Source organism: Floccifex sp., from assembly GCF_051873555.1.
Lineage (GTDB): Bacteria > Bacillota_I > Bacilli_A > Erysipelotrichales > Erysipelotrichaceae > Floccifex.
Genome location: NZ_JBJEEY010000172.1, coordinates 1 through 24,750 on the forward strand (window position 1 = coordinate 1; position 24,750 = coordinate 24,750).

Here is a 24,750-nt window from a genome sequence, read left to right on the forward strand (position 1 = left end):
TGTTGAAACCCCCATACCTTTATTAAAAGATATGGGGGTTTGTCAACACTCTGAGGCATCGCAAGATGCCTTTAGTCATAAAATACTTTACTTAAAAAATCTTTAGCACGATCACTTTGTGGATTAGAAAAAAAGGCTTCACTTGTATTTTCTTCCACAATTTCTCCTTGATCTAAGAAAACCACTCGTGTACCAACTTTTCGTGCAAAACCCATTTCATGTGTTACGACAATCATAGTCATTCCCTGTTTTCCTAAATCCTTCATAACTTCCAGTACTTCTTTGATCATTTCCGGGTCTAAAGCACTGGTTGGTTCATCAAACAACATTACTTCTGGTTCCATACAAAGCGCTCTGGCAATCGCTACACGTTGTTTTTGTCCTCCAGACAAATTATTGGGATAGGCATCTTTTTTATCTAATAAACCAACTTTTTCCAAATACTGTAGACTTACTTTTTCAGCTTCTTTGGTATCTTTTTTTAACACTTGTATTTGTGCTAAATTACAGTTTTCTAAGACTGTCATATTTGGAAATAAATTAAAATGCTGAAACACAAATCCCATTTTATTTCGTTGTTCTCGATATTTAGCTGGATTATTGATATTCATTTCTTCATCATCGATATAGATTTTACCTTGATCAATGATTTCCAATCCATGAATACAACGAAGTAATGTACTCTTTCCCGATCCACTTGGACCAATTAAAGAAACAATATCTCCTTTATTGATAGTTAAACTTACATCTTTGATGGCATGTAGTTTTCCAAAATTTTTTTGAATATGTTCCACTCTAATCACTGATAGCCAACCTCTTTTCTACTTTTGTTCCAATATAAGACACAACAAAGGTCATAATTAAATAGAAGATAGCTGCCAGCATATAAGGTGACATGACATCAAAATATTGAGCCCCTAATACTTGGGAGCTCTTTAATAATTCCACGGCTCCAATACAACTAATTAAAGAACTATCTTTAATCAATGTGATAAATTCACTAATTAGAGGTGGAATAATTCGCTTAAAAGCTTGTGGTAAAATGACCAGCTTCATAGCTTGCCAATTGGATAATCCCAATGTCTGACAAGCTTCCCATTGTCCTTTATCTACACCATTGATTCCAGATCGAATTAATTCAGTCTGATAGGCACCTGAGTTAATGCTCATCGCAATGATTCCAATTAAAATTGGATCAATTCGTAAGATTTTTCCTGTTAATGCTGTATAAAAAGATGGAATAACAGAGAAAATCATTAAGATTTGAAGCAATAAAGGTGTTCCACGAATGACTGTGACATATAAAGACGAAAGGAAGCGAGGTATAATGTGTTTACTTCTTCTACCGCTGGCTCCCAATGTCCCTAAAATCAATCCAATGAATAATGAAAGAGCGGCAATTGCCACTGACAAAAGCGCTCCTTTTCCCAGATAAAGAATATTTTCACTTGTAAATACTTTATCAAAGGCAACAAACATGTTTTATCCTTCCTTATTCACTGACAACTGGACTTAATTCATATTTTGCACATAAATCCGCATAGTCATCACTTGCCAAGAATTTATCGATGCATGTATTGATTAAATCAATGATTTCTGTATTTCCTTTTTTCGCAATGACAAAGTTTTGTTCATCTAATAAAGCAGTTTCTAACATAATGAAATCACTGTTATTAACATAGTTTTTCGCAACACCTGAATCCACAATAGCTGCATCGTATTGATGAGCTGCTAAAGCATTCATAATATCTTGTACGCTTTTTAAACCAGAAACTTTTGCATCTTTGACTTCATTGGCAGCTTTTTCTCCTGTTGAACCCGTTTGTACGGCAATACTTTTTCCTTCTAATTGATCAATTGAAGTAATTTCTGAATCAGCTGGTAAAATCGCAACCTGGCTAGATCCTAAATATGCTTTTGACCATTCTACTTCACGTTGAGAATCATAAGAGAATCCAGAAATACCTAAATCAATTTGATCACCTTGAATTTGTGTAATGATATTATCGAAATCCATTTGTTTGAATTCCAATGAATAAACAACATCACTGTCTTCATTTAAATATTTTTCAAATAAATTTACCATATCCACATCAAATCCAACAATTTCTCCTTCTGTGTTTAATGATTCATAAGGAGCATAGTCTGGTGAAATTCCAATTGTGATAACTTTTGTATCTTCACTATCATTTGAAGATGAACAAGCTACCATTGAAGTAGCCATAAGAGCAGCACAAGCCCATTTCATAAATTTTTTCATATCGTTTTTCCTCCTAAAAAAAAATCGCCCTTTCATTTGTGAAAGGACGTCAATGCCGCGGTACCACCTAACTTCCATTTGCTCTATACAAATGGCGCCTCATTCTTAACGCGAATACACGATCATTGCCTCCCAATTTCGACAATGCGACTCCAAGACACGTTCCAAAACTTCCTTTGACAATTTCCACCAGCCATTGCCTCTCTATTTAAAATCCATTCTGTACTTCTTCTTTTCTTTGTCTTTATGAAGTTTATTATACACATCAATTTGTACGATGCAAGTTATTTTTAATGTAAAAGCCTAAGATTTTTTCCATTTTTTCTTCCCTTTGATAAATCATCCACTAATATATCAATAAAACGAACATCTTGTAAAAAACCAGGCTCCATTTCTTGTACCTTGATTCCACAAATACTTCCCTGAATTTGATATCGATTTTCATTCAAACTAGGTGCATGACTCAAAAAATCCCCATAACAAATATCCGAATTACTATATTGTTCTAAATCCTGTTTTGAATAACCCGTGAACCAGCAAAAAATCCAATCCACATCTTCTTGTTTTCCATCTTTTTTTAGAACTTTATTTACTAAAGCCTTATATACTTTAGAAAAAGACATAAAATATATTTTATTCAAATTCAATACTTCCATTTTTCATTTCCCTTATACGAGCTAAAGAATATACCGGTATTCCCATATCCTGAATTCGTTTTTCTCCTGGCTGATATGTTTTGGTAATGGCAATACCACAACCTATGACTTGTGCATTAGCTTGTCTACAAATATCAATTAAAGCATTTAAAGCTTCTCCATTCGCTAAAAAATCATCTAAAATCAATACACGATCGTTTTCATTTACATATTTTTTTGAAACCTGTACAGTATATTCTACATTTCTTGTATAACTCTTTTCTTTACAAGAATAAATTTCATTTCCTACATTGCTGGAATTTCCTTTTTTCGCAAATACAACTTTACAACCAAAAAATTGAGCTGCCATAACCGCAATACCAATTCCGCTGGATTCAATCGTTAAAATCTTATTAATATTCTGATTCTTGAAATAAGTATAAAATTCCTTTCCCATTTCATGTAAAAGTTCTACATCCATTTGATGATTTAAAAAACTATCGACTTTTAAAACATCACCCTCTAATAAAATACCTTCCCTTAAAATTCTTTGCTCTAATAATTTCATATTGCCCTCTTCTTCATTTGAATTAATGTAAATGTATTTGTACAAATCGTAATAACATCAAAAAAAGATGCTACATAGTTTTGAATGGAAAAATCATAAATCAGCCACATAATTAATGTTCCAATCACAACGATTTTAAATGTAATGGGATTTTTACAATCCATATACCACGTAAAAATACTTGTTGAAAGAATGGGCAATAAATTAATCCACTGAATTTGATGGAGAACAAAAGCTAAAATCCATTGTACAACAATAAATAAAATCTTAACATTGGATTTAAATTCAATTTTAAATGAAATCAAATTACGAAGAATTGTGAATAAATTCGTAATAACACCTGTAATGCCTCCTAAAACCAAGTTCGAAAGACCCATAAAAAAACACTGTAAACACTGTGCTAAAATAATTTGTTCTTTCTTTTTCAAAAAACCAATGCCAATCATGACAAAGGATCCCAATAACGCAATCGCATTTCCTATTAATAAATTCATTTTATCACCTTTTTTGATTGTACATGATTTATAGTTTTCTGTATAGGCTAAAAACATTTTCTATTTAAAAAAATAAGAGTATTATATTTTTATGCAAAATGATTTTTCAAAAGGAAAAGTATCCAAAATTATACTCATACAAACCATTCCTTTATTACTGGCACAACTCGTACAACTGCTTTATAACGTTATAGACCGTGTTTATATTGGTCATTTACCTGATATTGGTCCTATGGCATTAACTGGAATTGGAATTGTATTTCCATTAACCACTTTAATAGGCGCCTTTACGCAATTATATGCATCTGGTGCAACGCCTTTATTTTCCATTGCACGCGGTCAAAAAGACGAAGAAAAAGCCCATTGGATTTTAGGACAAACTGTATTTTTAATCACCAGTACTTCTATTATATTAATGATACTTTGTTTCATATTTAAAAAATCCATTTTATTTGCGTTTGGAGCCAGTACGTCTTCTTATTACTATGCCAATCAATATTTAAATATCTATTTGCTGGGAACATTCTTTTCTATGTTTGCCACGGCTTTAAATGGAATGATCAATGCACAAGGCTATCCAAAAATGGGAATGATTACCATTTGTATTGGTGCCATTTTAAATATTATTTTGGATCCTATTTTTATTTTTGGATTGCATATGGGTATTCAAGGCGCTGCCATTGCCACCGTTATTGGTCAATTTGTTTCTTTTTTATGGGTTATTCAATTCTTTTTGAAAAAAAGCCAATATACCATTCAAAAACAATATTGCCTGCCTCAAATAAAATTTATCGGAAACATTCTTTCATTAGGTTTATCTGGATTTATTGTTATGGCAACTAATTGCGGTGTTCAAATCATCTGCAATAAAACTTTGAACATCTATGGTGGCGATCTTTATTTAGGCATTATGACCATTATCAACAGTGTACGAGAAATATTATCGGTTCCTGTACAAGCTCTGGGATCGGGTTGTCAACCTGTCAATGGCTATAATTATGGCGCTAAACAATATCAAAGAGTTAAAGAAGGCATTCGTTTCAATGTATTCTTTGGAATTATTTATACATTTGCGGCCTGGTTATTTGTGATTTTCTTTCCAAAAGTATTGATGTCACTTTTTACCAGTGATATTCAAATAATTAAAGAAGGAACACATTGTTTAAATATCTATTTTATTGGATTTTGTTTTATGGCCTTTCAATTCTGTGGACAAAGCACATTTCAAGCTCTTGGATGTGCTAAACGAGCCATTTTCTTTTCTTTATTACGAAAAGCTATCATCGTCATTCCTTTAACAATTTATTTACCAACAATTATGGGAATAGAAGGTGTATTCTGGGCAGAACCCATTTCCAATGTCATAGGTGGATTGGCTTGTTTTATTACCATGTATTTTAGCTTATATCGAAAACTTCCAAACGAAAAAGGTGCCTAAGCACCTTTTAATTCGATTTTTTCATCACACGCCTCTATCACATCTTTGGCATGACTCACTAAGATAATGCACTTTCCTTGTCTAGATAAATCCTTAAAAATATCTAAAATTGAGTCCTGTGTTTCCTTGTCTAAATTTTCATTGTCATCTAAATACACGGTAAAATAAATGGAAGCCAGTAAATCATCTTTGCTTAATTCTTTATCAAAGAAACGAGGCACTCTTTCTTTCATTTCATTTTGGTTCAATAAAGCCTGCAATGTTCGATGTAAATCATTGACATTTGTATAAATATGAATAATATTTAACACAAATAACATAACAATCAATAAAGTCGTTATGGCAATCATGGCTGTTTTAATAAATTTTTTCTATATTGTTTTCATGTCGCCACTCCAATGAATATCCTTCACCTCTTTTGACTTGAATACAGAACTTGGCATCAATTTCTTTTAATTTTTTTGAAGATACGATACATTTACCCAGGCTATACCAATATCAGCATCGCTATATCCCCATATTTTATTAAATAACTCTTCTGTAGAAATATAAATACCTTGATTTCGAATTAAAAATTCCATAAACTGATATTCCAGTTTCGATAAAATCACTGCTTTCTTTTCTGTTTTCATCTGACTTTTTGTAGAATCCAGAACAACATTTCCAAAAGAATAAATATCTGGTGTATAGTCTTCTTTTCGTCTTAACATAGCACGAATTCTAGATAAAAGTTCTCGACTATCAAATGGTTTGGGTAAATAATCATCGGCACCTAAGTCCAGTCCTTTAATTTGATGTTCTATTTGACTTTTCGCACTTAAAAATAAAATGGGTGTTTTACATCCCTTTTGTCGGATATCCAAATTTAACAGGGGTTTAGTTAACAGGGGTCAATAATGGGGGTATGAATAAAATATCCAAAGTTTTCAGGGGTGATTAACGGGGGGCAGACATTTATAATATATTGATAATTAAATAAACTTAAAAAGGCCGTAGAATTAGATAAATGACTAACACTACGACCTTTTTCCTTCTATCATATGATTGTGTCTAATGATCAATAGAAAGAAGGGATAATTATCAAAAATAGTATAGCACAAATTTTAGACCTGATTGATGAAGATTCATCAGTTATCGATGTCACAGTTAATGGTAACACCAAATCAGTCACCATAATGAAAAACCTCAAGCATGATATGTCCTGTCCATTATGTGGACATAAACTAAACTCCAAAGGACGGTTTGAAAGGCATCCTAATCATCAAATATTGAATGATGGATATAAACTGGAAGTAACCGCAATCGGTAGACGTTGGAAATGCTCTAACCCTGAGTGTTCCTACTCCTGCTATGATCAATTCAACTTCATCGAAAAAAAGAAACGGGTAACGAAGATCGTTGACTTTCAAATAATCATGACGATGAAAGATATCAAACTGTCATGCATACAAATTGCTAAGATGTATTCGGTATCAGATACCTATGTTCATCAGTTATTCATGCGTCATGTAGATCTTCCAAGGTTAAAACTCACAAAGTTCATTTGTATTGATGAGGTATATCTCAATATTTCTCCTACCTGCAAGTATGCACTGGTTATCATGGATTTTATTACTGGTGAAGTGTTGGATATCATCGAAAGTCGCAGAAAGGAATATACCCAAAGGTATTTTCTATCTATCCCAAGAGAAGAAAGAGCCATCGTTGAATACATATGTTGTGACATGTATGATCCTTATGTTAATTATACAAGTTCTTATTTTCCTAATGCAAAGGTAATCACTGATAGCTTTCATGTCCTGCAATGGTTATTACGTTTGATAAACAACTATATCAATGAGGTCAAGAAAAGATACCAAGCTTTAGATAGGAAAAAACTTGAAAACAAGAATCGTGATCACAATCTGGATAACCAAACGATTAAGGAATCTGACGAAGTATACATACTCAAGCAGGCAAAATGGGTACTTTTATTAAATCCTAAGAATTGGTATTATTACGAGCCTAGATTCAATCACAGATTAAACAGAATCATGGATACATACAGTTGGGAAAGGTGTTTTCTTGAATTGGATGATAAGTTCAAATCTATTCGCGATCTTAAGGATTTATATGAAGATTTTAATGATAGTTTTATCAATGACCTTGGTGGTGCCAGTAAGCGATTGGATGAGCTTATCGATATATACAGACATAGCGATATCAAAATATTCAGAGATTTCTCCAATCTGCTTATAAGATATCGTGAATCTATAGTAAATTCATTCATTTACGTTAGCTCTTCATCAAATCCATCCGTCATAAGACGTTTATCCAATGGTCCTTTAGAATCCTTCAACAACATTCCATCTGCACTTAGAACCAGTTCGCATGGAATAGATAACTTTCGTTTTACTCGTAATCGTATTCTTTGGCATTTACGTGATGATGCACCAATATTAGGCAATCCTAAGAGCGTCAAAGAAGTTCATACGATTGGCAAAAAAAGAGGCAAGTACAATAAATAAAACATAACTGGTCAATATCATTAGGCATAACAAAAAGCTTCTGTTTCTAGATTCTATATTAACCTAGAGTTCAGAAGCTTTATTCTTGAATAGTCTAGACCCCTGTAAATGCCCACCATTAAGTTTGGAGAAAATGGAGACCACTGTTATTGACCCCCATTAATGACCCCTACAGGTTTGGAAAAACCCCTACTAACTTTGGTTAGCCCTTTTGTCGTAATATTTTTAATACTTCATAGCCATCGAGTTTTGGCATCATAATATCTAAAATAATGCCATCATAATCCATTTGTAAAGCAAAGTCTAATGCACTTTGTCCATCATAGACGGCATCCACTTGATATTGATGATATTCCAGAATATCTACAATAGCCTGGGATAAATCTCTTTCATCTTCTGCATACAATAGTTTCATGTTTACTTTATAACATAATTTTTTTCGATATATAAGAAAAAGAGTATTGTCACTGGAAAATACTACTTGTTTTCTTTTAATAAATCTCGAATTTCTTCTAATAATTCCAGCTGTGGATCTTTTTTTTGTTCTTCTACAACTGGTTCTTCTTCTTTTTTACCTATCGCAGCTAATTTATTTAATGATTTCATAATCATGAAAATCACAAAAGCCATAATCAGGAAATTAATAACAGCACCAATAAAGTCACCAATTAAAATGCCTTCACTAGCTCCTGGTAAAGGAATGACCCATCCCAATCCTTTGCTTGGATCTCCAAAAATAGCTAAAATTGGATTGATAATACAACTTGTAAAAGATGCCACCAATCCTGAAAAAGCACCTCCAATTAAAACCCCAATTGATAAATCCACTACATTTCCACGAAACGCAAAGGCCTTAAATTCTTCTAAAAATTTTTTCATTCTTCTTCTCCTTTATATCCATTTGGATTCATTGTTTGCCACTTCCAGCTGGAAGCCACCATTTCATCTAACGTATACTGCGCTTTCCATCCCATTTCTTCATAGGCTTTGTCACATTTTGAGTAACAAGTCGCAATGTCACCTTCTCTTCTTGGTTTAATTTGATAAGGAATGGCGTGTCCACATGCTTTTTCAAAAGCATGAATGACATCTAATACACTATATCCATTTCCAGTTCCTAAATTATAAACTTTTAAACCCGCTTTTTCTTTGATTTTTTCCAAAGCTTTCACATGGCCTTTTGCCAAGTCTACAACATGGATATAGTCTCGTACACCTGTTCCATCTGGTGTATCATAATCATTTCCAAAGACACCCACACATTCTAATTTTCCAATAGCGACCTGGGCTACATATGGAAGTAAATTATTAGGAATACCTTTTGGATCTTCACCAATCAATCCACTTTCATGAGCACCAATTGGATTAAAATAACGAAGTAACATCACATTCCACTCTGGATTGGATGTATAAAGATCACTTAAAATCTGTTCTAACATCCATTTTGTCCATCCATATGGATTGGTACAAACTCCTTTTGGACATTCTTCCGTAATAGGAATCATAGAAGGATTTCCGTAAACGGTAGCACTCGATGAAAAAATAATATTTTTAACATTATGTTTTTTCATCACTTCTAATAAACTCAATGTACCCGCAATATTATTTTGATAATATTCCAAAGGTTTTCTTACACTTTCTCCCACTGCTTTTAATCCTGCAAAATGAATCACTGCATCAATGTTTTCTTTTGAAAAAATTGAATCCAGAGAATCTGTATCTAATATATCTGTTTTATAAAATTTTACTTTTTTTGATGTGATTTGTTCAATTCGCTGAATAGCTTTTTCACTAGAATTATATAAATTATCAACAATGACAACTTCATATCCTTCATTTAAACATTCCACACATGTATGAGAGCCAATATAACCCGCTCCACCTGTTACTAAAATCTTCATAATTTCACCCCGAAATTATTCTATCATATACATTTTGTATTTCATAATTTTTTAAAACAAGTGCAATTTTTTCATGGTTTACTGTAAACCACAGGCATGAATTTTTTTCATCATAGAATTCAAATTCTACTTTTGTATTGTATTTCTTTTCCAGTTGTTTTTGTTTGTGCAAGACAAAAGTTAGATTTAATTGCTGGCTGCATACTTTAAAACAAAAAAGAAATTGAGTTACATTTTTACAAATAATGACTTTTTCATTTTCTGGAAGATTTGAAAATTCATTTTGATTGGATAAAATTAAAATAAAATGTTTTTTTCCATCTCTATATAAAAATGGATATGTCATATAAAAGGGTTGAAAACAATGTTGGCATACATGCGTAAAATAAGTTCCATCTTGTAGTCTTTGATCTAAAATAGAGTTCATACCTGCAATAGCAAAGGTATCTCTTTTGATTTGAAAAACATGTCCACAATGTGGACATGTCATAAAAAACATTCTCTCTTTCATAGAGGCTTACAAATTTCTTTTAACCATGCTTTTTCTTCTGGATTCAATGCAAATGCTAATTTATTATAACATTCATTTTGATACCAGTTATACCATTCAATTTCATCTTTTGTCATTAAAGAAGAATCAATTCCTAAAGAATCAAATGGAACCCATGTCAAACATTCAAATTCCATAAATTGTCCATAGAAATTCTTTGTCCCCTTCACAACAACATATTCATTTTCATGGCGAACCCCTAGTTTTCCTTCAATATAAACACCTGGTTCATTACTTTGTAGCATACCTTCTTCTAAGACACAGGAATCATTTCTTTCAGGAACAATGCGCCATCTAAATCCATTTGGACATTCATGCACATTGGATAAATGTCCCACACCGTGTCCTGTTCCACATTGATAGTCCATGTCTTGATCCCATAAAGGTCCACGAGAAAGAATATCTAAATTATATCCGTGGCATCCATATAAGAAATGAGCTTTTGCTAAACGAATATGTGAACGCATGGCCTTTGTGAACCAGTATTTTTCTTCTTCTGTAATGTCACCTAATACAAAGGTACGCGTAATATCGGTTGTTCCTTCAAAATAATGTCCACCACTATCCACTAAAAACAATCCTTCTGGTTTTAGTTTTGCACAATTTCCTTCTTTAGCATGGTAATGCATCATTGCTGCATTTTCTTTATAAGCTGGAATAGTTGTAAAAGAATCTTCAATATAATTTTCTTGCTGTGCTCTAAATTGTGTTAATTTTTTAGAAGCACTCATTTCATCGATTTCGATTTGTCCAATATTTTGTTTGAGCCAGTACATAAATTTTGTCACGGCTACACCATCTTTAATATGTGCCCATTTTGTACTTTCCAATTCCACTTCATTTTTAATGGCTTTCAAAGTGATAATAGGGCTCATCGTTTCCACTAATGTTTTAGAAATTGACATTGCAATTCTGGAGTTACAAGTAGATGGATCCAATAAAACAGGCCCATCTTGTTTTAAAACATCATCATAAATTTGATCGTAATCACAAATTTGTACATGTGCTTCTTCAAGTTTTGCTCTACTTACTTCATCCAATCGACTTTGATTGATATACAACATAGCTTCTTTTGTTGTCACTAAAGCATATGACATGGGAAGTGGAACATTTTCTATGTCTTTGGCACGAATATTATAAAGCCAGGCTACTTCATCAATTTTTGTAATCACATATGTATTGGCTTTATTTTCTTTCATTTCTTTTCGAACCATTTCCAATTTCTGACCAATTGTTCTTCCTGTATATTTTTCAGAATAATAGAACGTTTGAGCATGTGGCATTTCAGGACGATTTTCCCAGTTTTCAGAAATCAAATCCACGTCTACTCTTAATTGTAGATTGGCTTGTTCAAAGCTTGCTTTGTATTTACGGGCATCGTTTAATCCAATGGTACGTCCATCAAAGGCAACTGTTTGCCCATTTTTTAAATTTTGAATAATATAATCTTCAATCGAAGGTGTTCCTTCCATTCCTTGTTTCATTAAATCAATACCGCTGTCTTTTAATTCATTTTCAGCTTGGATGAAATAACGCCCATCGGTCCATAAAGCCGCTTTATCGATTAAAACAACCAGAACACCTGCACTTCCTGTAAAACCAGAAAAATATTTTCGCGCTGCAAAATAATCAGCAGCTGTTTCTGTATCATGGAAATCACTGGTTGGAATGATATAGGCTTGTATATCTTGTTGTTCCATGGCTTGTTTTAATTTTAATAATTGTTTCGAAATCATATTGACCCTTCTTTCTTACTTAGAAAAGTGTACACCGAAATCAAAAATAAGTCACTTTAATTTTCAATAATCTGAATTTTACAATTCAGTAATTCAATGCCACCTTTGCTTCCAGATTTAGACTGGAATACAAATCCACATTCTTCCAAGTCCTTTCGATATTCTCTTATATTTCTTGTATTGGTTTGCAGTTCACTGGCTAATTGTGCTGAATTCATTTTTCCATTTTCACTCAGCAACAATAACATTTTTATACATTTGGCACAATGTGACATAGTTATCTCCTCCTGAACATACAATATAAGAAATATAGACATTATTTATGTCAAATTAAAAATAAAAGGCAAACGCCTTTTATTTTATATGTTTATGATATTCCTGTAAAGATTGTACCTCATGCATACCATGAATCTTAATTTCCATAATACCATCTAAAGAAGCTTTCGCAGCTGCAATATTGGTTACATATGGAATATGCATCTTGATAGCTGATTTACGAATATAACTATCATCGTGAATACTTTGTTTTCCACTTGGTGTATTAATGACCATACAAATATCTCCATTTGTGATAATATCTTCAATATTTGGACGTCCTTCATACATTTTCTTGACATATTCAACAGGAATATTGCGGTCCTTAATCATTTGATATGTTTTACCCGTTGCAATCAAATCAAAACCAGCATCATAATAACCTTGTGCCAAAGAAATTAAATCTTTTTTATCCCGATCATTTACCGAAATTAAAATTTTTCCTTCTGTAGGTAATATCGTTTGTGTAGCTTCCTGTGCTTTAAAATAGCCTTCTCCAAAAGAAGAACCCAATCCCAATACTTCTCCAGTTGAACGCATTTCTGGTCCTAAGACAGGATCGACTTCAGGGAACATATTAAATGGGAAAACTGCTTCTTTTACACCAACATGAGGAATAATTTTTTCTTTTAAAGCTGGTACAGGTGATTCATTATTTGTGATGGAACAAGTAATAATCTCGGTTGCCAGTTTAACCATATTGATGTTACATACTTTTGAAACCAATGGAACCGTACGACTGGCTCTTGGATTGGCTTCTAGTACATAGACTTTGTCATCAGCAATGGCATATTGCATATTCATCAATCCACGTACATTCATTTCACGGGCAATTTTCTTTGTATATTCTTTAATGGATTTCAAATGACGGAATGGAATATTCTTGCTTGGTAACATACAAGCCGAGTCACCTGAATGAATTCCAGCTAATTCAATATGTTCCATTACGGCAGGAACAAATACATTTTCTCCATCACTAATCGCATCGGCTTCGCATTCTAAGGCATTGGATAAGAATCGATCAATTAAAATTGGACGATCTGGTGTAACACCTACAGCGGCTGCCATATATTCTTTCAAATCTTTATCATCATAGACAACTTCCATTCCACGTCCACCTAAAACATAAGAAGGACGAACCATTAATGGATAGCCAATTCGTTTTGAAATTTCTAAAGCTTCTTCTATATTTACAGCCATTCCTGATTCTGGCATTGGAATGCCTAATTTTTCCATCATACCATTGAATAAATCACGATCTTCTGCCATATCAATGGTTTCTGGTGTTGTTCCTAAAATATTGACGCCATTTTTCTTTAATTCATTGGCTAAATTCAATGGCGTTTGCCCACCAAATTGAGCAATGACACCCACTGGTTTTTCTTTTTCATGTATACTCAATACATCTTCTAACGTTAACGGTTCAAAATATAATTTGTCGGATGTATCATAGTCAGTTGAAACTGTTTCTGGGTTACAGTTAACAATAATAGTTTCAAATCCTAATTTTTTCAATGCCAATGCCGCATGTACACAACAATAATCGAATTCAATTCCTTGTCCAATTCGATTCGGTCCTCCACCTAAAATCATAACTTTTTGCGCATTTGATACAACATCATGGTCTACATCATTGTATGTGGAATAATAATAAGCATTGTCTTTTGTTCCAGAAACATGAACCGGCTGCCAAGTTTGAACAATTCCATTTTCAAGACGCTGATGACGAATATCTTCTTCTTTTACTTCTAATATTTGTGACAAATATTTATCTGAGAAACCATTTTGTTTGGCTTGTTTTAAAACATCGACTGGTAATTCTTTTTGACGATATGTCAATACTTCTTCTTCCTGATCAACTAATTCTTTCATTTGTTCAATGAAATAATGTTTGATTTTTGTGATTTGATGAATTTCTTCAATAGAAGCTCCTTTTCTTAGTGCTTCATACATAATAAATTGACGCATAGAAGTTGGTACACTCATTTTCTGCAGCAATTCTTCTTTTGAATATTCATCTAAATGACTTACATGTCCTAATCCATAGCATCCTTTTTCTAAAGAACGAATAGCTTTCTGGAAAGCTTCTTTGTATGTCTTTCCAATTGACATAACTTCGCCCACAGCACGCATTTGTGTTCCCAATTCATCTTTAGCTCCTTTGAACTTTTCAAAAGCCCAGCGAGCAAATTTGATGACAACATAGTCTCCATCTGGTACATATCGATCCAATGTCCCATATTTTCCACATTCAATTTCATCTAAAGTCAATCCAGCTGCTAACATTGCAGAAACTAAAGCAATTGGAAAACCAGTCGCTTTCGATGCTAAAGCTGATGAACGAGATGTTCTTGGATTGATTTCAATTACACAGACACGATCTGTTTTAGGGTCATGTGCAAATTGTACATTGGTTCCTCCAATGACATTAATGGATTCCACAATACGGAATGCCATATCTTTTAAACGATCTTGTAGTTCTTGAGAAATTGTCAACATTGGAGCGGCACAGAAAGAATCTCCAGTATGAACGCCCATTGGGTCAATATTTTCAATAAAACATACTGTAATCATATTATTTTTGGCATCACGTACCACTTCAACTTCTAATTCTTCCCATCCTAAAATGGATTCTTCAATTAAACATTCATGTACTAAACTTGCTTGAAGACCACGTGCTACAACTGTTTTTAATTCATCGATGTTGTAGACAAGGCCTCCACCAGCCCCTCCCATTGTATAGGCTGGACGAACCACTACAGGATATCCGAGTTTAGATGCAATTTCAATGGCTTGTTCAACTGTATTGGCAATTTCTGAACGAGCCATTTCAATGTTTAATGCATTCATCGATTCTTTAAAAGCTAAGCGGTCTTCTCCTTTTTCAATGGCATCCACTTTAACACCCAATACTTCAACATGATATTTTTCTAAAACACCGGCTTGACTTAATTCAGAACATAAATTCAAAGCCGATTGTCCTCCTAAATTTGGAAGTAAAGCATCTGGTCTTTCTTTTTCAATGATTTGTGTTAATCGATCTAAATTAAGGGGTTCAATATACGTAACATCCGCTGTTTCGGGATCGGTCATTATGGTAGCTGGATTGGAATTGACTAAAACAATTTCATATCCTAGTTTTCGTAAAGCCTTACATGCTTGTGTTCCTGAATAATCAAATTCAGCGGCTTGTCCTATGATAACAGGACCCGAACCAATGACTAATACTTTATTTATATCTGTTCTCTTTGGCATATAGTTCTCCTATTCACTTATCTATGTCATTATACAGTATCCAAAATCGAATTGAAATAATATTTTTTTTAAAATATTTACTTGCATTCAAGTTATAAATTGTATATACTATTAAAGTCAGTTGGGGTCGTGGCGGAATAGGCAGACGCAACGGACTTAAAATCCGTTGGTGGTAACACCGTGAGGGTTCAAGTCCCTCCGTCCCCACCATTAAAAAAAGAAACTCGAAGCTTCGAGTTTTTTTATTTTATAGAATAATAATACAAATTAGAATCACAACAATTAAAATATAAATATAAAATATGGGTTGTTTTTCAATGGGAATCATTTCTTTATAGAGTTTTTGTTTCAAACGATGCAATTGTAAATATTCCATTTGATTTAGAAGAACATCCTCTTTTTGTTTGATTTTAAAATGTGTTTTCTTTATGAGTTCATCTTCCATTTCGGGATGTTTTTTTAGATATTCCACAAAATCCGATTGAAATAGATATTCATATAGTTGCGAATATCCCATTTTTTCTGGTAATTTCCAAACCACTTCTTTTTCACTATCTTCTTTAAATAATTCTTTTTGAATGGGAATAGGAGGTGGTGAATCCATATCTTTTTGAACAACTTTTTCAATTTTTACTTCTTTTTGTTCTAAAGCCAATTCATATGCTTCATGAAGCAATTGAAAGCCTTCAGGATCTTCTTCAGGATGATGAAGCTTCAATTGCTTTGCATACGCTCTTTTGATGGCTTTCTTATCTTTCGTTGCCTGAATTCCTAATATTTTCCATATATCTAATTCCATATTGTTTCCTCTTCTTTTGAAAAAATATCCAGATTTTCAATATCTTGCTGATATTCAATTTCATCTAAAATTTTAACAACTTGATTCAATAATTCATTTTTCTGTTTAAGTGTTTGACAATTATTGAAAGTATTTTCAAAGTCAATAGATAATTGATATAAATATTTCTGGATGGCTTCATTTTCTTCTTGAAACATGCGTTGAATACGTGATTGCATATAATCGTATTCATTATTTTTATGAAGTGAATAAGAAGTTTCGATAATGTTTTTCATTTCTTTTTGATTGTCGATGGATTGAATACATTGATTATTATCCACCACATAATATTTATGTTCTTTTGTCGAACAAATATAAAAATCCAGATACAACATAGAATTAATATCGTATGTATATGTCAATTGAAATTGTTCAAAGTCTTTTTGATTAACTGGTACATCAATTTTTACACAACCCAATAATAAATTATCTTTAGCATACATAGCTTCGCCTTGATAGACATGGATATCTACATGATCTTGTCCTACATACGATGTTTGTAGATACACTGTTTTTGAAGTTGGTAAAACACTGTTTTTAGGAATAATAACTTTTGATAAATCAATTTGAACATTGTTTCGATTGATGATGGATGTACACAATGAAAAAGGACAAATATCTGTCAATACTAAATCTTTGACTGAATCTTCTCTTTGTTTGATTCCTATATATTTTGCCAATCCAAGAGCTACAAATTCTTCGTTTTTATCCATTTTTCGAATGGGAATATTCATCGTTTCTTCTAAATATGTATGAAGCACTTTCATTTTAGATGAACCACCTACCAATATCATGGCATCTAAATCTTTAGCCTGATAGCCACTTTCTTTTACAGCTTTTCCAATCACTTGTTTACAAGCCGAAAAAACGGGTTGACAAATATCATATAAAATATCCTGATTGATTTTACATTCCATTTTCTGATTTTGGATGTACATACACATTGTACTTTCTCTTTGATCAGAAAGTATAATCTTGGTTTTTTCACTTATACGAAGAAGTGTTTCTTTGTTTTCTTTGGATAAAAGTGAAAAAGAAATTTGATTTTTTTGACAAAAATATTGAGCAATTATTAAATCAATGTCACATCCACCTAATACATTGTTTCCTGCAATAGATACAATACTAATAACATTTTCAAAGCAATCTACAATCGATACATCCAGTGTTCCACCTCCAAAATCAAAAACAACAAAGGTTTCAAAGTCATCATTTTGATGGCAATATAAGGCAGCTGCACTGGGTTCATTGATCAATCGATGAATGGGAATACCACATTTGTTTTGAATGTCTTTAGTCGCTTGTCGTGCAAAGGCATTAAAATAAGCTGGAACCGAAATAATTATTTCTTCAATTTCTTCTTGCAGATAATTTTTTGCGTCTTCAATCAATTGTAAAACAAGAAAAGAAGATAAATCTGTCGGTGAAAAAGGACCATATTTTATATCGGTTCCCATTTGTCTTTTAAATAATTTATAAGTTGTATCTGGATGTGTGATCAATCGCTCTTTTGCGATTTTTCCAACATATATTTGTTCATTGTCAATACTGACAATACTAGGTGTACAATATTGTCCAAATGAATTGGGAATCAATTGCTCTTTTCCATCTTTATAAGTCACAACTAAGCTATTTGTCGTTCCTAAATCAATTCCAATTATACACATTTTTTATAGTCTCCTTTTGTTATTCCATAAAAACAAGCATCATAAAAACCTTGATTATCAATATCCGATTGTCTTAAACAACCTTCATATTTCATGCCACATTTTTTCATTACTTGTCCTGAATGTATATTTTCTTTATTGTGTTTTGATTCAATTCGTACAACATTTACTTCTTCAAATAAAAAGCGAATCACTTCTTGTAAAGCTTCACTGGTATAGCCTTTATGCCACCATTTCGTTCCTATACAATATCCAATATGCGCACATTGTAAGCGTTCATCCATTTCATTGGTAACACCAATACTTCCAATAACTTGATGTGTTTCTTTTAATTCAATGGCCCATTGATAATAATTTAAATTCTCATATTGTTTTATCCAAAGATTTAAAATATTTTTTGTTACTTCTACACTATCATGTACAGGCCAAGTTAAATAATGTGTAACTTTTTCATCGTTTGCCCAGTTATTATACATTTGAAAAGCATCCTGTATTTGAAATTGTCTTAAAATCAATCGATTTGTTTGTAGTGTTTGTGTTCCTATTTTGTTCATAAAAACAATATAACATCTTTCTTTATGAATATAAATACCAATAAAAAAAATGAAGTTATTTCACTTCAATTTTGGTATTTCGTATATTTTTTAAATATTCTTGTGCATCTTTAATTTCATAGTCTTTTAATATGCGATTAATCGCATGAATCAAATCTTTAATTGTTTCATTGAGTTTTTCAATGATATAGGAATCCCGGCTTTTGAGATATCCGATATATAGGGCTTCTAAAATCGCAATAACTCCAATCCAGATCATAGCCCCTCCTTTGTTTTTTCTTTTAATATTTCTGTAATTTGTGTCCAATCTTTTTGTGACTCTTCTTCTGTTTTATCATTTGTTGCCCCTAAAAAAGGAGTAAACTCTAATCGTGCCAGTAACATAATGGCAATATAAGATTGTGCATTCACTTTAGCATATAAAGGAAACTTCCCTTTGATGCGATCAAATTGCATGCATATCTTCGTTACCATTGCTTTGGCAATTCCCTGTCTTTGATGATTTTCTTTGACAGCTAAATAAGCTAAATATAAACAACCTTCTTCATCTTTATATAAACCTGTAAATCCAATTAATTCATTGTCTTTACAAACCAGAATACAATGTTCTTTGAATGTGTTTCGATCTTTTTGAATCATAGTTTCTAAATCGATGGAATATTTTAATTCTTTACATAAATCAATCATGGGTTGTTGAAATTGATTGGAAAAAGATTGGTATGTGTATCCTTGTTTTAAAGGAAATTCTTTTGAAATTGTTTTTTTGGCGATTATCATTTCGCCTTCAATATAAGGAATCAATAAATCTACTTTAGCCATAATTTTTCTCCTTTGTAGGAGTATATCAAATTAATGAATAAATGAAAAGTTTTATGTTTTGGTTAAATGTTATAACATTATATTGAATTTTATTTTTTTTTGTTTTAAAATAATCACAGGAGGAATTGTTATGAATAAACAAGAATTAGCAAAATATTTTGACCACACATACTTAAAACCATTTGCCACAAATGAAGACTTAGAAAAACTTTGTACAGAAGCAAGAGAAATAGGAGCTTGCATGGTTGCGATTAATACGACTTGGACTCGTTTTTGTAAAGAACAATTAAAGGGATGCGATGTTCATGTTGGAGCTGCCATTTCTTTTCCTTTAGGACAAGCTGGTTTGGCTTCTAAAATCGCAGAAACAAAGATTGCGATTGAAGATGGAGCCGATGAAATTGATTATGTGATTGATATTGGACAAGCTAAAATGGGAAATTGGGATTATATTCGTCATGAAATGGAAGAAATTGTAAAAATTTGTCGTGAAGCCAATGTCATCAGTAAAGTTATTTTTGAAAATTGTTACTTGGAAAAAGAAGAAATTCGTCAATTGGCTTTAATTGCCAAAGACGTAAAACCAGATTTCATTAAAACATCTACTGGATTTGGTACAGGTGGTGCCACTGTAGAAGATGTAAAAATCATGGTAGAAGCTGTACAAGGGCAAGTGAAAGTAAAAGCCGCTGGTGGTATTCGTGACTGGGACACTTGTAAAGCTATGATTGAAGCTGGTGCTCAAAGAATCGGAACTTCAAGTTCTTTAAAAATTTTGGAAGAATTTGAAAAGGAGAATGCTTAAAATGAAACCATTGTTGTTAGAACCCATTCCCGATTATACAATCTGGGGATCCGATCATCTTTCAAAAGCAAGGGGCTATGATAAAAACTATGGAACTTGGTGGGAAGTTTCAGCTCATCCATATTGCACGAATAAAATTCGTAATCTAGAAGGAAAAACTCTACAGGATTTAGTGGATGAAGATATTGAAGATATTTTAGGACCTGGAATGACAGCTCATGAATTGTTACGTGTTGCCTATCTTGATACACAAGATCGTTTAAGTATTCAATGTCATCCAACCGATGAATATGGTTTGGCTCATTCTAATGATTTTGGAAAACATGAAAGCTGGTATATCTTAGATGCTGTTGATGGTGCCACTTTAGTAGCGGGTACCAAAACAAATGATAAAGAAGTTTTGAAAAAAGCAGTAGAAGATGGAACATTGGAGCAATATTTAAATTATGTAGATGTTAAAAAAGGTGACTTTGTTGTGATTCCGATGGGAATGCTTCATGCACTGGGAAAAGATATTTTAGCTATTGAAGTCGGAACAAACTCCAATACAACGTATCGTTTCTATGACTATAATCGTAAAGATGCCAATGGAAATGGACGTCCACTTCATTTAGAAGATTCATTTGCGGTTTGTGACTTCAATTTACAGCCAACAGTTACACGTGCTCAAAATGTTACACATTGCTTAGGGGATACTGAATGTTATAGAGTTGATGATTTATTCTTAGAAAAAGATATGGAAATTGAAACAAAAGATTCTTATTTCATTTTATCGAATATGGGAAATGATGCTACAATTATCTGGGAAGACCAGGAAATGATTCTTCCTCAATATGACTCTATGTTTGTTCCTTATAGTGCAAAGAAAATCACAATCAAACAAGGGGCTCACTTGCTGTATAGCCGAGTTAAGAAAGGATAATAATGAAAACTATTTTAGTAACAGGTGCCAATGGATATCTCGCTTCTTTGTGTATGAAAGAACATCCTGAATTCAACTACATCAAGATGACAAGAAAAAATGCGGATTTATCTTGTCCTGAACAAGTCGAAGAATTTTTATCGGATAAAGAATTTGATATTTGTTTCCATACTGCAGCAAATGCAACAACGGCTTTATGTGAACAAAATCCAGAATTAGCCAATAAAATCAATGTTCAATCTACACAAAAAATCATTGAAGCTTGTAAAAGAAACAAGGCGCGTTTAATTTTTAGTGGAACGGAACAGTCTTTTAATGGAAAAGAAGAAAAGGGTCCTTTTAAAGAAGATGAACCATTAAAGGCTGTTACAGTTTATGGACAAAATAAAGCCGATTGTGAAGCATTGATTCAATCGCAATTAAACGATTATGTCATTCTTCGTTATTCCTGGCAAATGGGCTTGTCTTTTGATGGCATCAAATCTAGTCCCAACATCGTTCAAAATGTAATGAAGGCTTTAATAACAAATACACCGACTTTATTTACTGTAAATGAAAAACGATGTTTGACATATGCCAAACACATTGCGACTCAATTTGATCGTATTATAGAACTTCCAACAGGTATTTATCATTGTGCCAGTTCCAATGAATTTAATACATATCAGGCAGCTAAATACATTGCTCGTACATTAAATGTAAAAGAAGAAATCATTGATCAAATCATTCTTCCAAACAAGGATCGTTACAGTGATCGTTTCCGTGACTATCGTTTAGATAGTTCAAAAATTCAATCTTATGGTATTCACTTTGCGACTTTTGAAGAAGATGTACAAGAAATTTTAAAAGAATTTGGGTGGATAAAATAATGAATTTACAAGATTTAACTCGCAAATATTATGTCGAATATGACTACAATTGTGCTGAAACTTTATTACACGCTTGTAACGAATATTATGGTCTTTCTTTAATGGAAGAAGACATGAAAGTGATGGCTGGTTTTGGTGGTGGTATGTTTATTGGAAGTACATGCGGTGCCTTAGTTGGCTGTGTAGCTTCTTTATCTAAAAAAATCATTGAAACAAAAGCCCATGATCAATTAACTGATTTTCGTCCTGCTGTTCAAAAGTGTGTACGTAATTTTAAAGATGAATTAAATGGCATCAATTGCAGCGAAATCAAACCACAATTTCATTCGAAAGAAGAAAAGTGTTTGCCGACTTGTTTAAAAGCAGCAAAGGCTATGGAAAAAACAATGATGGAATTGGGAATCAATCATGAATAGGATATGTGTCCTATTCTTTTTTTTGTGCTACAATATTTCTATGAAATATAAAAGAGTATTTACCATTGTGATTGATTCATTTGGTGTAGGGGCTATGTATAATGCCAAAGAATATGGAGATGAAAATACAAATACCTTTGCGCACATTGATCTTCACATGAATCCATTCAATATTCCAAATTTAATGAAAATGGGATTGGGACAAATTCAAAAACCTATGCATGCCATTGTTGATGAACATCCCATTGGATATTACGGAAAAATGAATGAAATGAGTGTTGGAAAAGATACAATGACTGGGCATTGGGAAATGATGGGATTGCATATTACAGAACCTTTTATTACTTTTACCGATCATGGTTTTCCAGATGAATTGATACAGGAACTTGAAAAACAAACAGAACATATTGTGATTGGAAACAAAGCGGCCAGTGGAACCGAAATATTAGAGGAATTAGCACAGGAAGAAATTGACAGTCATTCTCAGAAGATGATTGTGTATACGTCTGCGGATTCAGTTCTTCAAATTTGTGGTGATGAAAATACAATGGGTTTAGAAGAATTGTATCGTTGTTGCCAAATAGCTCGTAATATTACCATGAAACCAGAATGGAAAGTGGGTCGTGTTATTGCGCGTCCTTATATTAAGGAGAATGGAAAATTTATACGGACAAGCAATCGACATGATTATGCCCTTTCTCCTTTTGGAAAAACGACATTGGATGTATTAAAAGAGAATGGTTTCCATGTGATTGGAATTGGAAAAATTGAAGATATTTTTAATGGTCAAGGCATTTGTGAATCATATCATTCTAAATCCAGTGTCCATGGTATGCAACAAACACTTGAAGTCATGGAAAAAGATTTTACGGGTCTTTGTTTTGTGAATTTAGTGGATTTTGATGCGAAATGGGGACACAGAAGAAATCCAATTGGATATGGCCAAGAATTAGAAGCTTTTGATGTAAATTTAGGTGTGGTTTTATCGAAATTAAAAGAAGATGATTTATTAATCATTACAGCCGATCATGGAAATGATCCCACACATACTGGAACAGATCATACAAAGGAAATGGTTCCTTTAATGGTTTATTCGCCTTCTATGAAAAATAGTGGCCCATTGGCTCTACAAGATTCTTTTGGAACAATTGGAATGACTTTATTAGATAACTTTGAATTATCTAGACTTGATAATCATATTGGTTGTTCGATATTGGACAAAATGTTATAATATTTTCATTGAGGTGAATTAAAATGAGAATTGCTTATCTAATGTTATATACAGAAAAAAATTATGAAGAAATTACAGAAAACATTGATAAAATTTTAGATGCCGGTGATGATGTCTATATTATGATTAATAACGATGATTTAAGAGATGAAGTTTTCTTAGCTTATGCAGATGAACCTAGATGCAATATTTCTACTGTTCAATCCGCTGCTCTTCCAGCTGATTTATCCATGCCAAGAGGTTTTATTTGTCAGATTGAAGATGCTTTAAAAATAGAAGAAGAATATGAATTTGAATATGATTATTTCATTAATTTAACGGATGGAATGATTCCTTTGGTTCATAAAAATGAAATGGATTCTTTTTTAGAAAGTTTAAATCATAAAGATTTATATTATGTACAATCGAATACTGACATAGATTCAGAATTAAAAGAACGCATTCAAAACTATGCTTTCTTTACCAATTCATTTGATTTCCAAAAATCAAAAATGATTCGTGGAATGAATTCTATGACAGCTGGTATTGTTAAACAATTCAAAAAAAGAAACATTGAAGATACAGTATATCTAACATATCCATGGTTTATTTTAACACATGAAAGTGCTTTGGCCTTAGCTGACAACAAAGTCTATTGTTCTTCCAATTTCTCTATGTGTCTATATCCAGAAGAATTATGTTTTGGAACCATGTTACAAAAATATTCATCTGTAGAACATATCAACAAAGATATCTGGTTAACTGGAAAAACAAATTCATATCAATTTATGCAGCCAGTTCAAGATATTTCTTTAGAACAAGTCAATAATCGTGGTGAAAAGTTATTTGCTGCCAAAGTACATAGTTCTACAAATCTTGATGTATATCAGGAAGTATTTGATTTATATTGGCCAATTACAGAAGAAGACATGAAAGAAGGGGCTGTAACGAATAGTTGAGTTTTTACAAATTCGAGGGGTTACAGCACCCC

Annotated in this window: 28 protein-coding genes, 1 tRNA gene and 1 other annotated feature; of the genes, 9 read left to right on the plus strand and 20 right to left on the minus strand. The window is 32.6% G+C overall.

Going from position 1 to position 24,750, the window contains the following annotated elements:
* Positions 1 to 71: 71 nt before the first annotated feature.
* The 6 genes from ACI32A_RS09910 to ACI32A_RS09935 all read right to left on the minus strand — a co-directional run bounded on the left by ACI32A_RS09910 (position 72) and on the right by ACI32A_RS09935 (position 3,957).
* On the minus strand, positions 72 to 803 hold the full coding sequence (locus tag ACI32A_RS09910; protein WP_439754900.1) for an amino acid ABC transporter ATP-binding protein: 732 nt from the start codon (positions 801 to 803) through the stop codon (positions 72 to 74).
* Complete coding sequence (locus ACI32A_RS09915) at positions 796 to 1,479, minus strand: amino acid ABC transporter permease (protein ID WP_439754901.1); 684 nt, start codon at positions 1,477 to 1,479, stop codon at positions 796 to 798. Before ACI32A_RS09915 ends, ACI32A_RS09910 begins: the two co-directional genes overlap by 8 nt.
* A gap of 13 nt (positions 1,480 to 1,492) precedes the next feature.
* A complete protein-coding gene (locus ACI32A_RS09920; RefSeq protein WP_439754902.1) occupies positions 1,493 to 2,260 on the minus strand; it encodes a transporter substrate-binding domain-containing protein in 768 nt (255 codons plus the stop codon).
* A 39-nt stretch (positions 2,261 to 2,299) separates the two neighbouring features.
* Positions 2,300 to 2,508: a binding site (T-box leader), on the minus strand.
* A gap of 42 nt (positions 2,509 to 2,550) precedes the next feature.
* Positions 2,551 to 2,901, minus strand: coding sequence for a DUF2200 family protein (locus tag ACI32A_RS09925; protein WP_439754903.1), 351 nt, complete (start codon positions 2,899 to 2,901; stop codon positions 2,551 to 2,553).
* A complete protein-coding gene (locus ACI32A_RS09930; protein ID WP_439754904.1) occupies positions 2,894 to 3,463 on the minus strand; it encodes a xanthine phosphoribosyltransferase in 570 nt (189 codons plus the stop codon). Before ACI32A_RS09930 ends, ACI32A_RS09925 begins: the two co-directional genes overlap by 8 nt.
* Positions 3,460 to 3,957, minus strand: a complete 498-nt coding sequence (locus tag ACI32A_RS09935; protein WP_439754905.1) for a YgjV family protein — start codon at positions 3,955 to 3,957, stop codon at positions 3,460 to 3,462. Before ACI32A_RS09935 ends, ACI32A_RS09930 begins: the two co-directional genes overlap by 4 nt.
* Positions 3,958 to 4,048: 91 nt before the next feature.
* Here ACI32A_RS09935 and ACI32A_RS09940 point away from each other — a divergent pair, with 91 nt between their 5' ends.
* Positions 4,049 to 5,395 carry an MATE family efflux transporter gene (locus tag ACI32A_RS09940; RefSeq protein WP_439754906.1) on the plus strand — a complete coding sequence of 449 codons (1,347 nt, stop codon included), beginning with the start codon at positions 4,049 to 4,051 and terminating at the stop codon, positions 5,393 to 5,395.
* On the opposite strand, the gene ACI32A_RS09945 is transcribed toward ACI32A_RS09940, so the two are convergent.
* The gene (locus ACI32A_RS09945) at positions 5,392 to 5,745 is read right to left on the minus strand and encodes a hypothetical protein (protein ID WP_439754907.1); all 354 of its coding nucleotides are present in this window, start codon (positions 5,743 to 5,745) and stop codon (positions 5,392 to 5,394) included. The genes ACI32A_RS09940 and ACI32A_RS09945 overlap by 4 nt on opposite strands.
* A 102-nt stretch (positions 5,746 to 5,847) precedes the next feature.
* Entirely contained in the window at positions 5,848 to 6,258 is a 411-nt protein-coding gene (locus ACI32A_RS09950; RefSeq protein WP_439754908.1) for a response regulator transcription factor, read from the minus strand.
* 558 nt (positions 6,259 to 6,816) lie between these two features.
* Here ACI32A_RS09950 and ACI32A_RS09955 point away from each other — a divergent pair.
* Complete coding sequence (locus ACI32A_RS09955) at positions 6,817 to 7,902, plus strand: ISL3 family transposase (RefSeq protein ID WP_439754909.1); 1,086 nt, start codon at positions 6,817 to 6,819, stop codon at positions 7,900 to 7,902.
* 202 nt (positions 7,903 to 8,104) lie between these two features.
* On the opposite strand, the gene ACI32A_RS09960 is transcribed toward ACI32A_RS09955, so the two are convergent.
* The 7 genes from ACI32A_RS09960 to carB all read right to left on the minus strand — a co-directional run bounded on the left by ACI32A_RS09960 (position 8,105) and on the right by carB (position 15,659).
* Positions 8,105 to 8,317, minus strand: a complete 213-nt coding sequence (locus tag ACI32A_RS09960) for a response regulator (RefSeq protein WP_439754910.1) — start codon at positions 8,315 to 8,317, stop codon at positions 8,105 to 8,107.
* Between the two features lie 62 nt (positions 8,318 to 8,379).
* Positions 8,380 to 8,781, minus strand: coding sequence for a large conductance mechanosensitive channel protein MscL (gene mscL / locus ACI32A_RS09965; RefSeq protein ID WP_439754911.1), 402 nt, complete (start codon positions 8,779 to 8,781; stop codon positions 8,380 to 8,382).
* The gene (galE, locus tag ACI32A_RS09970) at positions 8,778 to 9,803 is read right to left on the minus strand and encodes a UDP-glucose 4-epimerase GalE (RefSeq protein WP_439754912.1); all 1,026 of its coding nucleotides are present in this window, start codon (positions 9,801 to 9,803) and stop codon (positions 8,778 to 8,780) included. Before galE ends, mscL begins: the two co-directional genes overlap by 4 nt.
* 4 nt (positions 9,804 to 9,807) lie before the next feature.
* Positions 9,808 to 10,293, minus strand: coding sequence for a CpXC domain-containing protein (locus tag ACI32A_RS09975; protein ID WP_439754913.1), 486 nt, complete (start codon positions 10,291 to 10,293; stop codon positions 9,808 to 9,810).
* 17 nt (positions 10,294 to 10,310) lie between these two features.
* A complete protein-coding gene (locus ACI32A_RS09980) occupies positions 10,311 to 12,089 on the minus strand; it encodes an aminopeptidase P family protein (protein ID WP_439754914.1) in 1,779 nt (592 codons plus the stop codon).
* 56 nt (positions 12,090 to 12,145) lie between these two features.
* Positions 12,146 to 12,364: a hypothetical protein gene (locus ACI32A_RS09985; protein ID WP_439754915.1), complete on the minus strand. Its 219-nt coding sequence runs from the start codon at positions 12,362 to 12,364 to the stop codon at positions 12,146 to 12,148.
* Between the two features lie 79 nt (positions 12,365 to 12,443).
* Entirely contained in the window at positions 12,444 to 15,659 is a 3,216-nt protein-coding gene (gene carB, locus ACI32A_RS09990; RefSeq protein WP_439754916.1) for a carbamoyl-phosphate synthase large subunit, read from the minus strand.
* 123 nt (positions 15,660 to 15,782) lie between these two features.
* On the opposite strand from carB, the gene ACI32A_RS09995 reads away from it, so the two are divergent.
* Positions 15,783 to 15,869 (plus strand) — tRNA-Leu (locus ACI32A_RS09995).
* 37 nt (positions 15,870 to 15,906) lie between these two features.
* Here ACI32A_RS09995 and ACI32A_RS10000 read toward each other — a convergent pair.
* Genes ACI32A_RS10000 through ACI32A_RS10020 form a run of 5 tightly spaced genes read right to left on the minus strand, consistent with a single transcriptional unit; the run spans position 15,907 to position 19,537 of the window.
* On the minus strand, positions 15,907 to 16,458 hold the full coding sequence (locus ACI32A_RS10000) for a DnaJ domain-containing protein (RefSeq protein ID WP_439754917.1): 552 nt from the start codon (positions 16,456 to 16,458) through the stop codon (positions 15,907 to 15,909).
* Positions 16,449 to 18,164 carry an Hsp70 family protein gene (locus ACI32A_RS10005; RefSeq protein ID WP_439754918.1) on the minus strand — a complete coding sequence of 572 codons (1,716 nt, stop codon included), beginning with the start codon at positions 18,162 to 18,164 and terminating at the stop codon, positions 16,449 to 16,451. The genes ACI32A_RS10000 and ACI32A_RS10005 overlap by 10 nt, the downstream gene beginning before the upstream one ends.
* Positions 18,155 to 18,718 (minus strand): GNAT family N-acetyltransferase, encoded by a 564-nt coding sequence (locus tag ACI32A_RS10010; protein ID WP_439754919.1) that lies wholly within the window; start codon positions 18,716 to 18,718, stop codon positions 18,155 to 18,157. Before ACI32A_RS10010 ends, ACI32A_RS10005 begins: the two co-directional genes overlap by 10 nt.
* A gap of 55 nt (positions 18,719 to 18,773) precedes the next feature.
* Positions 18,774 to 18,977, minus strand: coding sequence for a hypothetical protein (locus tag ACI32A_RS10015; RefSeq protein ID WP_439754920.1), 204 nt, complete (start codon positions 18,975 to 18,977; stop codon positions 18,774 to 18,776).
* Positions 18,974 to 19,537 carry a GNAT family N-acetyltransferase gene (locus ACI32A_RS10020; RefSeq protein ID WP_439754921.1) on the minus strand — a complete coding sequence of 188 codons (564 nt, stop codon included), beginning with the start codon at positions 19,535 to 19,537 and terminating at the stop codon, positions 18,974 to 18,976. Before ACI32A_RS10020 ends, ACI32A_RS10015 begins: the two co-directional genes overlap by 4 nt.
* Before the next feature lie 130 nt (positions 19,538 to 19,667).
* Here ACI32A_RS10020 and deoC point away from each other — a divergent pair, with 130 nt between their 5' ends.
* Genes deoC through ACI32A_RS10050 form a run of 6 tightly spaced genes read left to right on the plus strand, consistent with a single transcriptional unit; the run spans position 19,668 to position 24,718 of the window.
* Complete coding sequence (deoC, locus tag ACI32A_RS10025) at positions 19,668 to 20,342, plus strand: deoxyribose-phosphate aldolase (protein ID WP_439754922.1); 675 nt, start codon at positions 19,668 to 19,670, stop codon at positions 20,340 to 20,342.
* A 1-nt stretch (position 20,343) separates the two neighbouring features.
* Positions 20,344 to 21,264: a class I mannose-6-phosphate isomerase gene (locus ACI32A_RS10030; RefSeq protein ID WP_439754923.1), complete on the plus strand. Its 921-nt coding sequence runs from the start codon at positions 20,344 to 20,346 to the stop codon at positions 21,262 to 21,264.
* A gap of 2 nt (positions 21,265 to 21,266) precedes the next feature.
* Complete coding sequence (locus ACI32A_RS10035; RefSeq protein WP_439754924.1) at positions 21,267 to 22,133, plus strand: SDR family oxidoreductase; 867 nt, start codon at positions 21,267 to 21,269, stop codon at positions 22,131 to 22,133.
* Positions 22,133 to 22,549 carry a C-GCAxxG-C-C family protein gene (locus tag ACI32A_RS10040; protein ID WP_439754925.1) on the plus strand — a complete coding sequence of 139 codons (417 nt, stop codon included), beginning with the start codon at positions 22,133 to 22,135 and terminating at the stop codon, positions 22,547 to 22,549. The genes ACI32A_RS10035 and ACI32A_RS10040 overlap by 1 nt, the downstream gene beginning before the upstream one ends.
* Before the next feature lie 40 nt (positions 22,550 to 22,589).
* A complete protein-coding gene (locus tag ACI32A_RS10045) occupies positions 22,590 to 23,780 on the plus strand; it encodes a phosphopentomutase (protein ID WP_439754926.1) in 1,191 nt (396 codons plus the stop codon).
* 23 nt (positions 23,781 to 23,803) lie between these two features.
* A complete protein-coding gene (locus ACI32A_RS10050) occupies positions 23,804 to 24,718 on the plus strand; it encodes a hypothetical protein (protein ID WP_439754927.1) in 915 nt (304 codons plus the stop codon).
* Positions 24,719 to 24,750: the final 32 nt, after the last annotated feature.

Coding starts and splice junctions, on each gene's coding strand:
- ACI32A_RS09915 (WP_439754901.1), bottom strand. CDS start 1,479: ATGTTTGTTGCCTTTGATAAAGTATTTACAAGTGAAAATATTCTTTAT.
- ACI32A_RS09920 (WP_439754902.1), bottom strand. CDS start 2,260: ATGAAAAAATTTATGAAATGGGCTTGTGCTGCTCTTATGGCTACTTCA.
- ACI32A_RS09930 (WP_439754904.1), bottom strand. CDS start 3,463: ATGAAATTATTAGAGCAAAGAATTTTAAGGGAAGGTATTTTATTAGAG.
- ACI32A_RS09935 (WP_439754905.1), bottom strand. CDS start 3,957: ATGAATTTATTAATAGGAAATGCGATTGCGTTATTGGGATCCTTTGTC.
- ACI32A_RS09940 (WP_439754906.1), top strand. CDS start 4,049: ATGCAAAATGATTTTTCAAAAGGAAAAGTATCCAAAATTATACTCATA.
- ACI32A_RS09945 (WP_439754907.1), bottom strand. CDS start 5,745: ATGATTGCCATAACGACTTTATTGATTGTTATGTTATTTGTGTTAAAT.
- ACI32A_RS09955 (WP_439754909.1), top strand. CDS start 6,817: ATGAAAGATATCAAACTGTCATGCATACAAATTGCTAAGATGTATTCG.
- ACI32A_RS09960 (WP_439754910.1), bottom strand. CDS start 8,317: ATGAAACTATTGTATGCAGAAGATGAAAGAGATTTATCCCAGGCTATT.
- mscL (WP_439754911.1), bottom strand. CDS start 8,781: ATGAAAAAATTTTTAGAAGAATTTAAGGCCTTTGCGTTTCGTGGAAAT.
- galE (WP_439754912.1), bottom strand. CDS start 9,803: ATGAAGATTTTAGTAACAGGTGGAGCGGGTTATATTGGCTCTCATACA.
- ACI32A_RS09975 (WP_439754913.1), bottom strand. CDS start 10,293: ATGACATGTCCACATTGTGGACATGTTTTTCAAATCAAAAGAGATACC.
- ACI32A_RS09980 (WP_439754914.1), bottom strand. CDS start 12,089: ATGATTTCGAAACAATTATTAAAATTAAAACAAGCCATGGAACAACAA.
- ACI32A_RS09985 (WP_439754915.1), bottom strand. CDS start 12,364: ATGTCACATTGTGCCAAATGTATAAAAATGTTATTGTTGCTGAGTGAA.
- carB (WP_439754916.1), bottom strand. CDS start 15,659: ATGCCAAAGAGAACAGATATAAATAAAGTATTAGTCATTGGTTCGGGT.
- ACI32A_RS10000 (WP_439754917.1), bottom strand. CDS start 16,458: ATGGAATTAGATATATGGAAAATATTAGGAATTCAGGCAACGAAAGAT.
- ACI32A_RS10005 (WP_439754918.1), bottom strand. CDS start 18,164: ATGTGTATAATTGGAATTGATTTAGGAACGACAAATAGCTTAGTTGTG.
- ACI32A_RS10010 (WP_439754919.1), bottom strand. CDS start 18,718: ATGAACAAAATAGGAACACAAACACTACAAACAAATCGATTGATTTTA.
- ACI32A_RS10015 (WP_439754920.1), bottom strand. CDS start 18,977: ATGATCTGGATTGGAGTTATTGCGATTTTAGAAGCCCTATATATCGGA.
- ACI32A_RS10020 (WP_439754921.1), bottom strand. CDS start 19,537: ATGGCTAAAGTAGATTTATTGATTCCTTATATTGAAGGCGAAATGATA.
- deoC (WP_439754922.1), top strand. CDS start 19,668: ATGAATAAACAAGAATTAGCAAAATATTTTGACCACACATACTTAAAA.
- ACI32A_RS10030 (WP_439754923.1), top strand. CDS start 20,344: ATGAAACCATTGTTGTTAGAACCCATTCCCGATTATACAATCTGGGGA.
- ACI32A_RS10035 (WP_439754924.1), top strand. CDS start 21,267: ATGAAAACTATTTTAGTAACAGGTGCCAATGGATATCTCGCTTCTTTG.
- ACI32A_RS10040 (WP_439754925.1), top strand. CDS start 22,133: ATGAATTTACAAGATTTAACTCGCAAATATTATGTCGAATATGACTAC.
- ACI32A_RS10045 (WP_439754926.1), top strand. CDS start 22,590: ATGAAATATAAAAGAGTATTTACCATTGTGATTGATTCATTTGGTGTA.
- ACI32A_RS10050 (WP_439754927.1), top strand. CDS start 23,804: ATGAGAATTGCTTATCTAATGTTATATACAGAAAAAAATTATGAAGAA.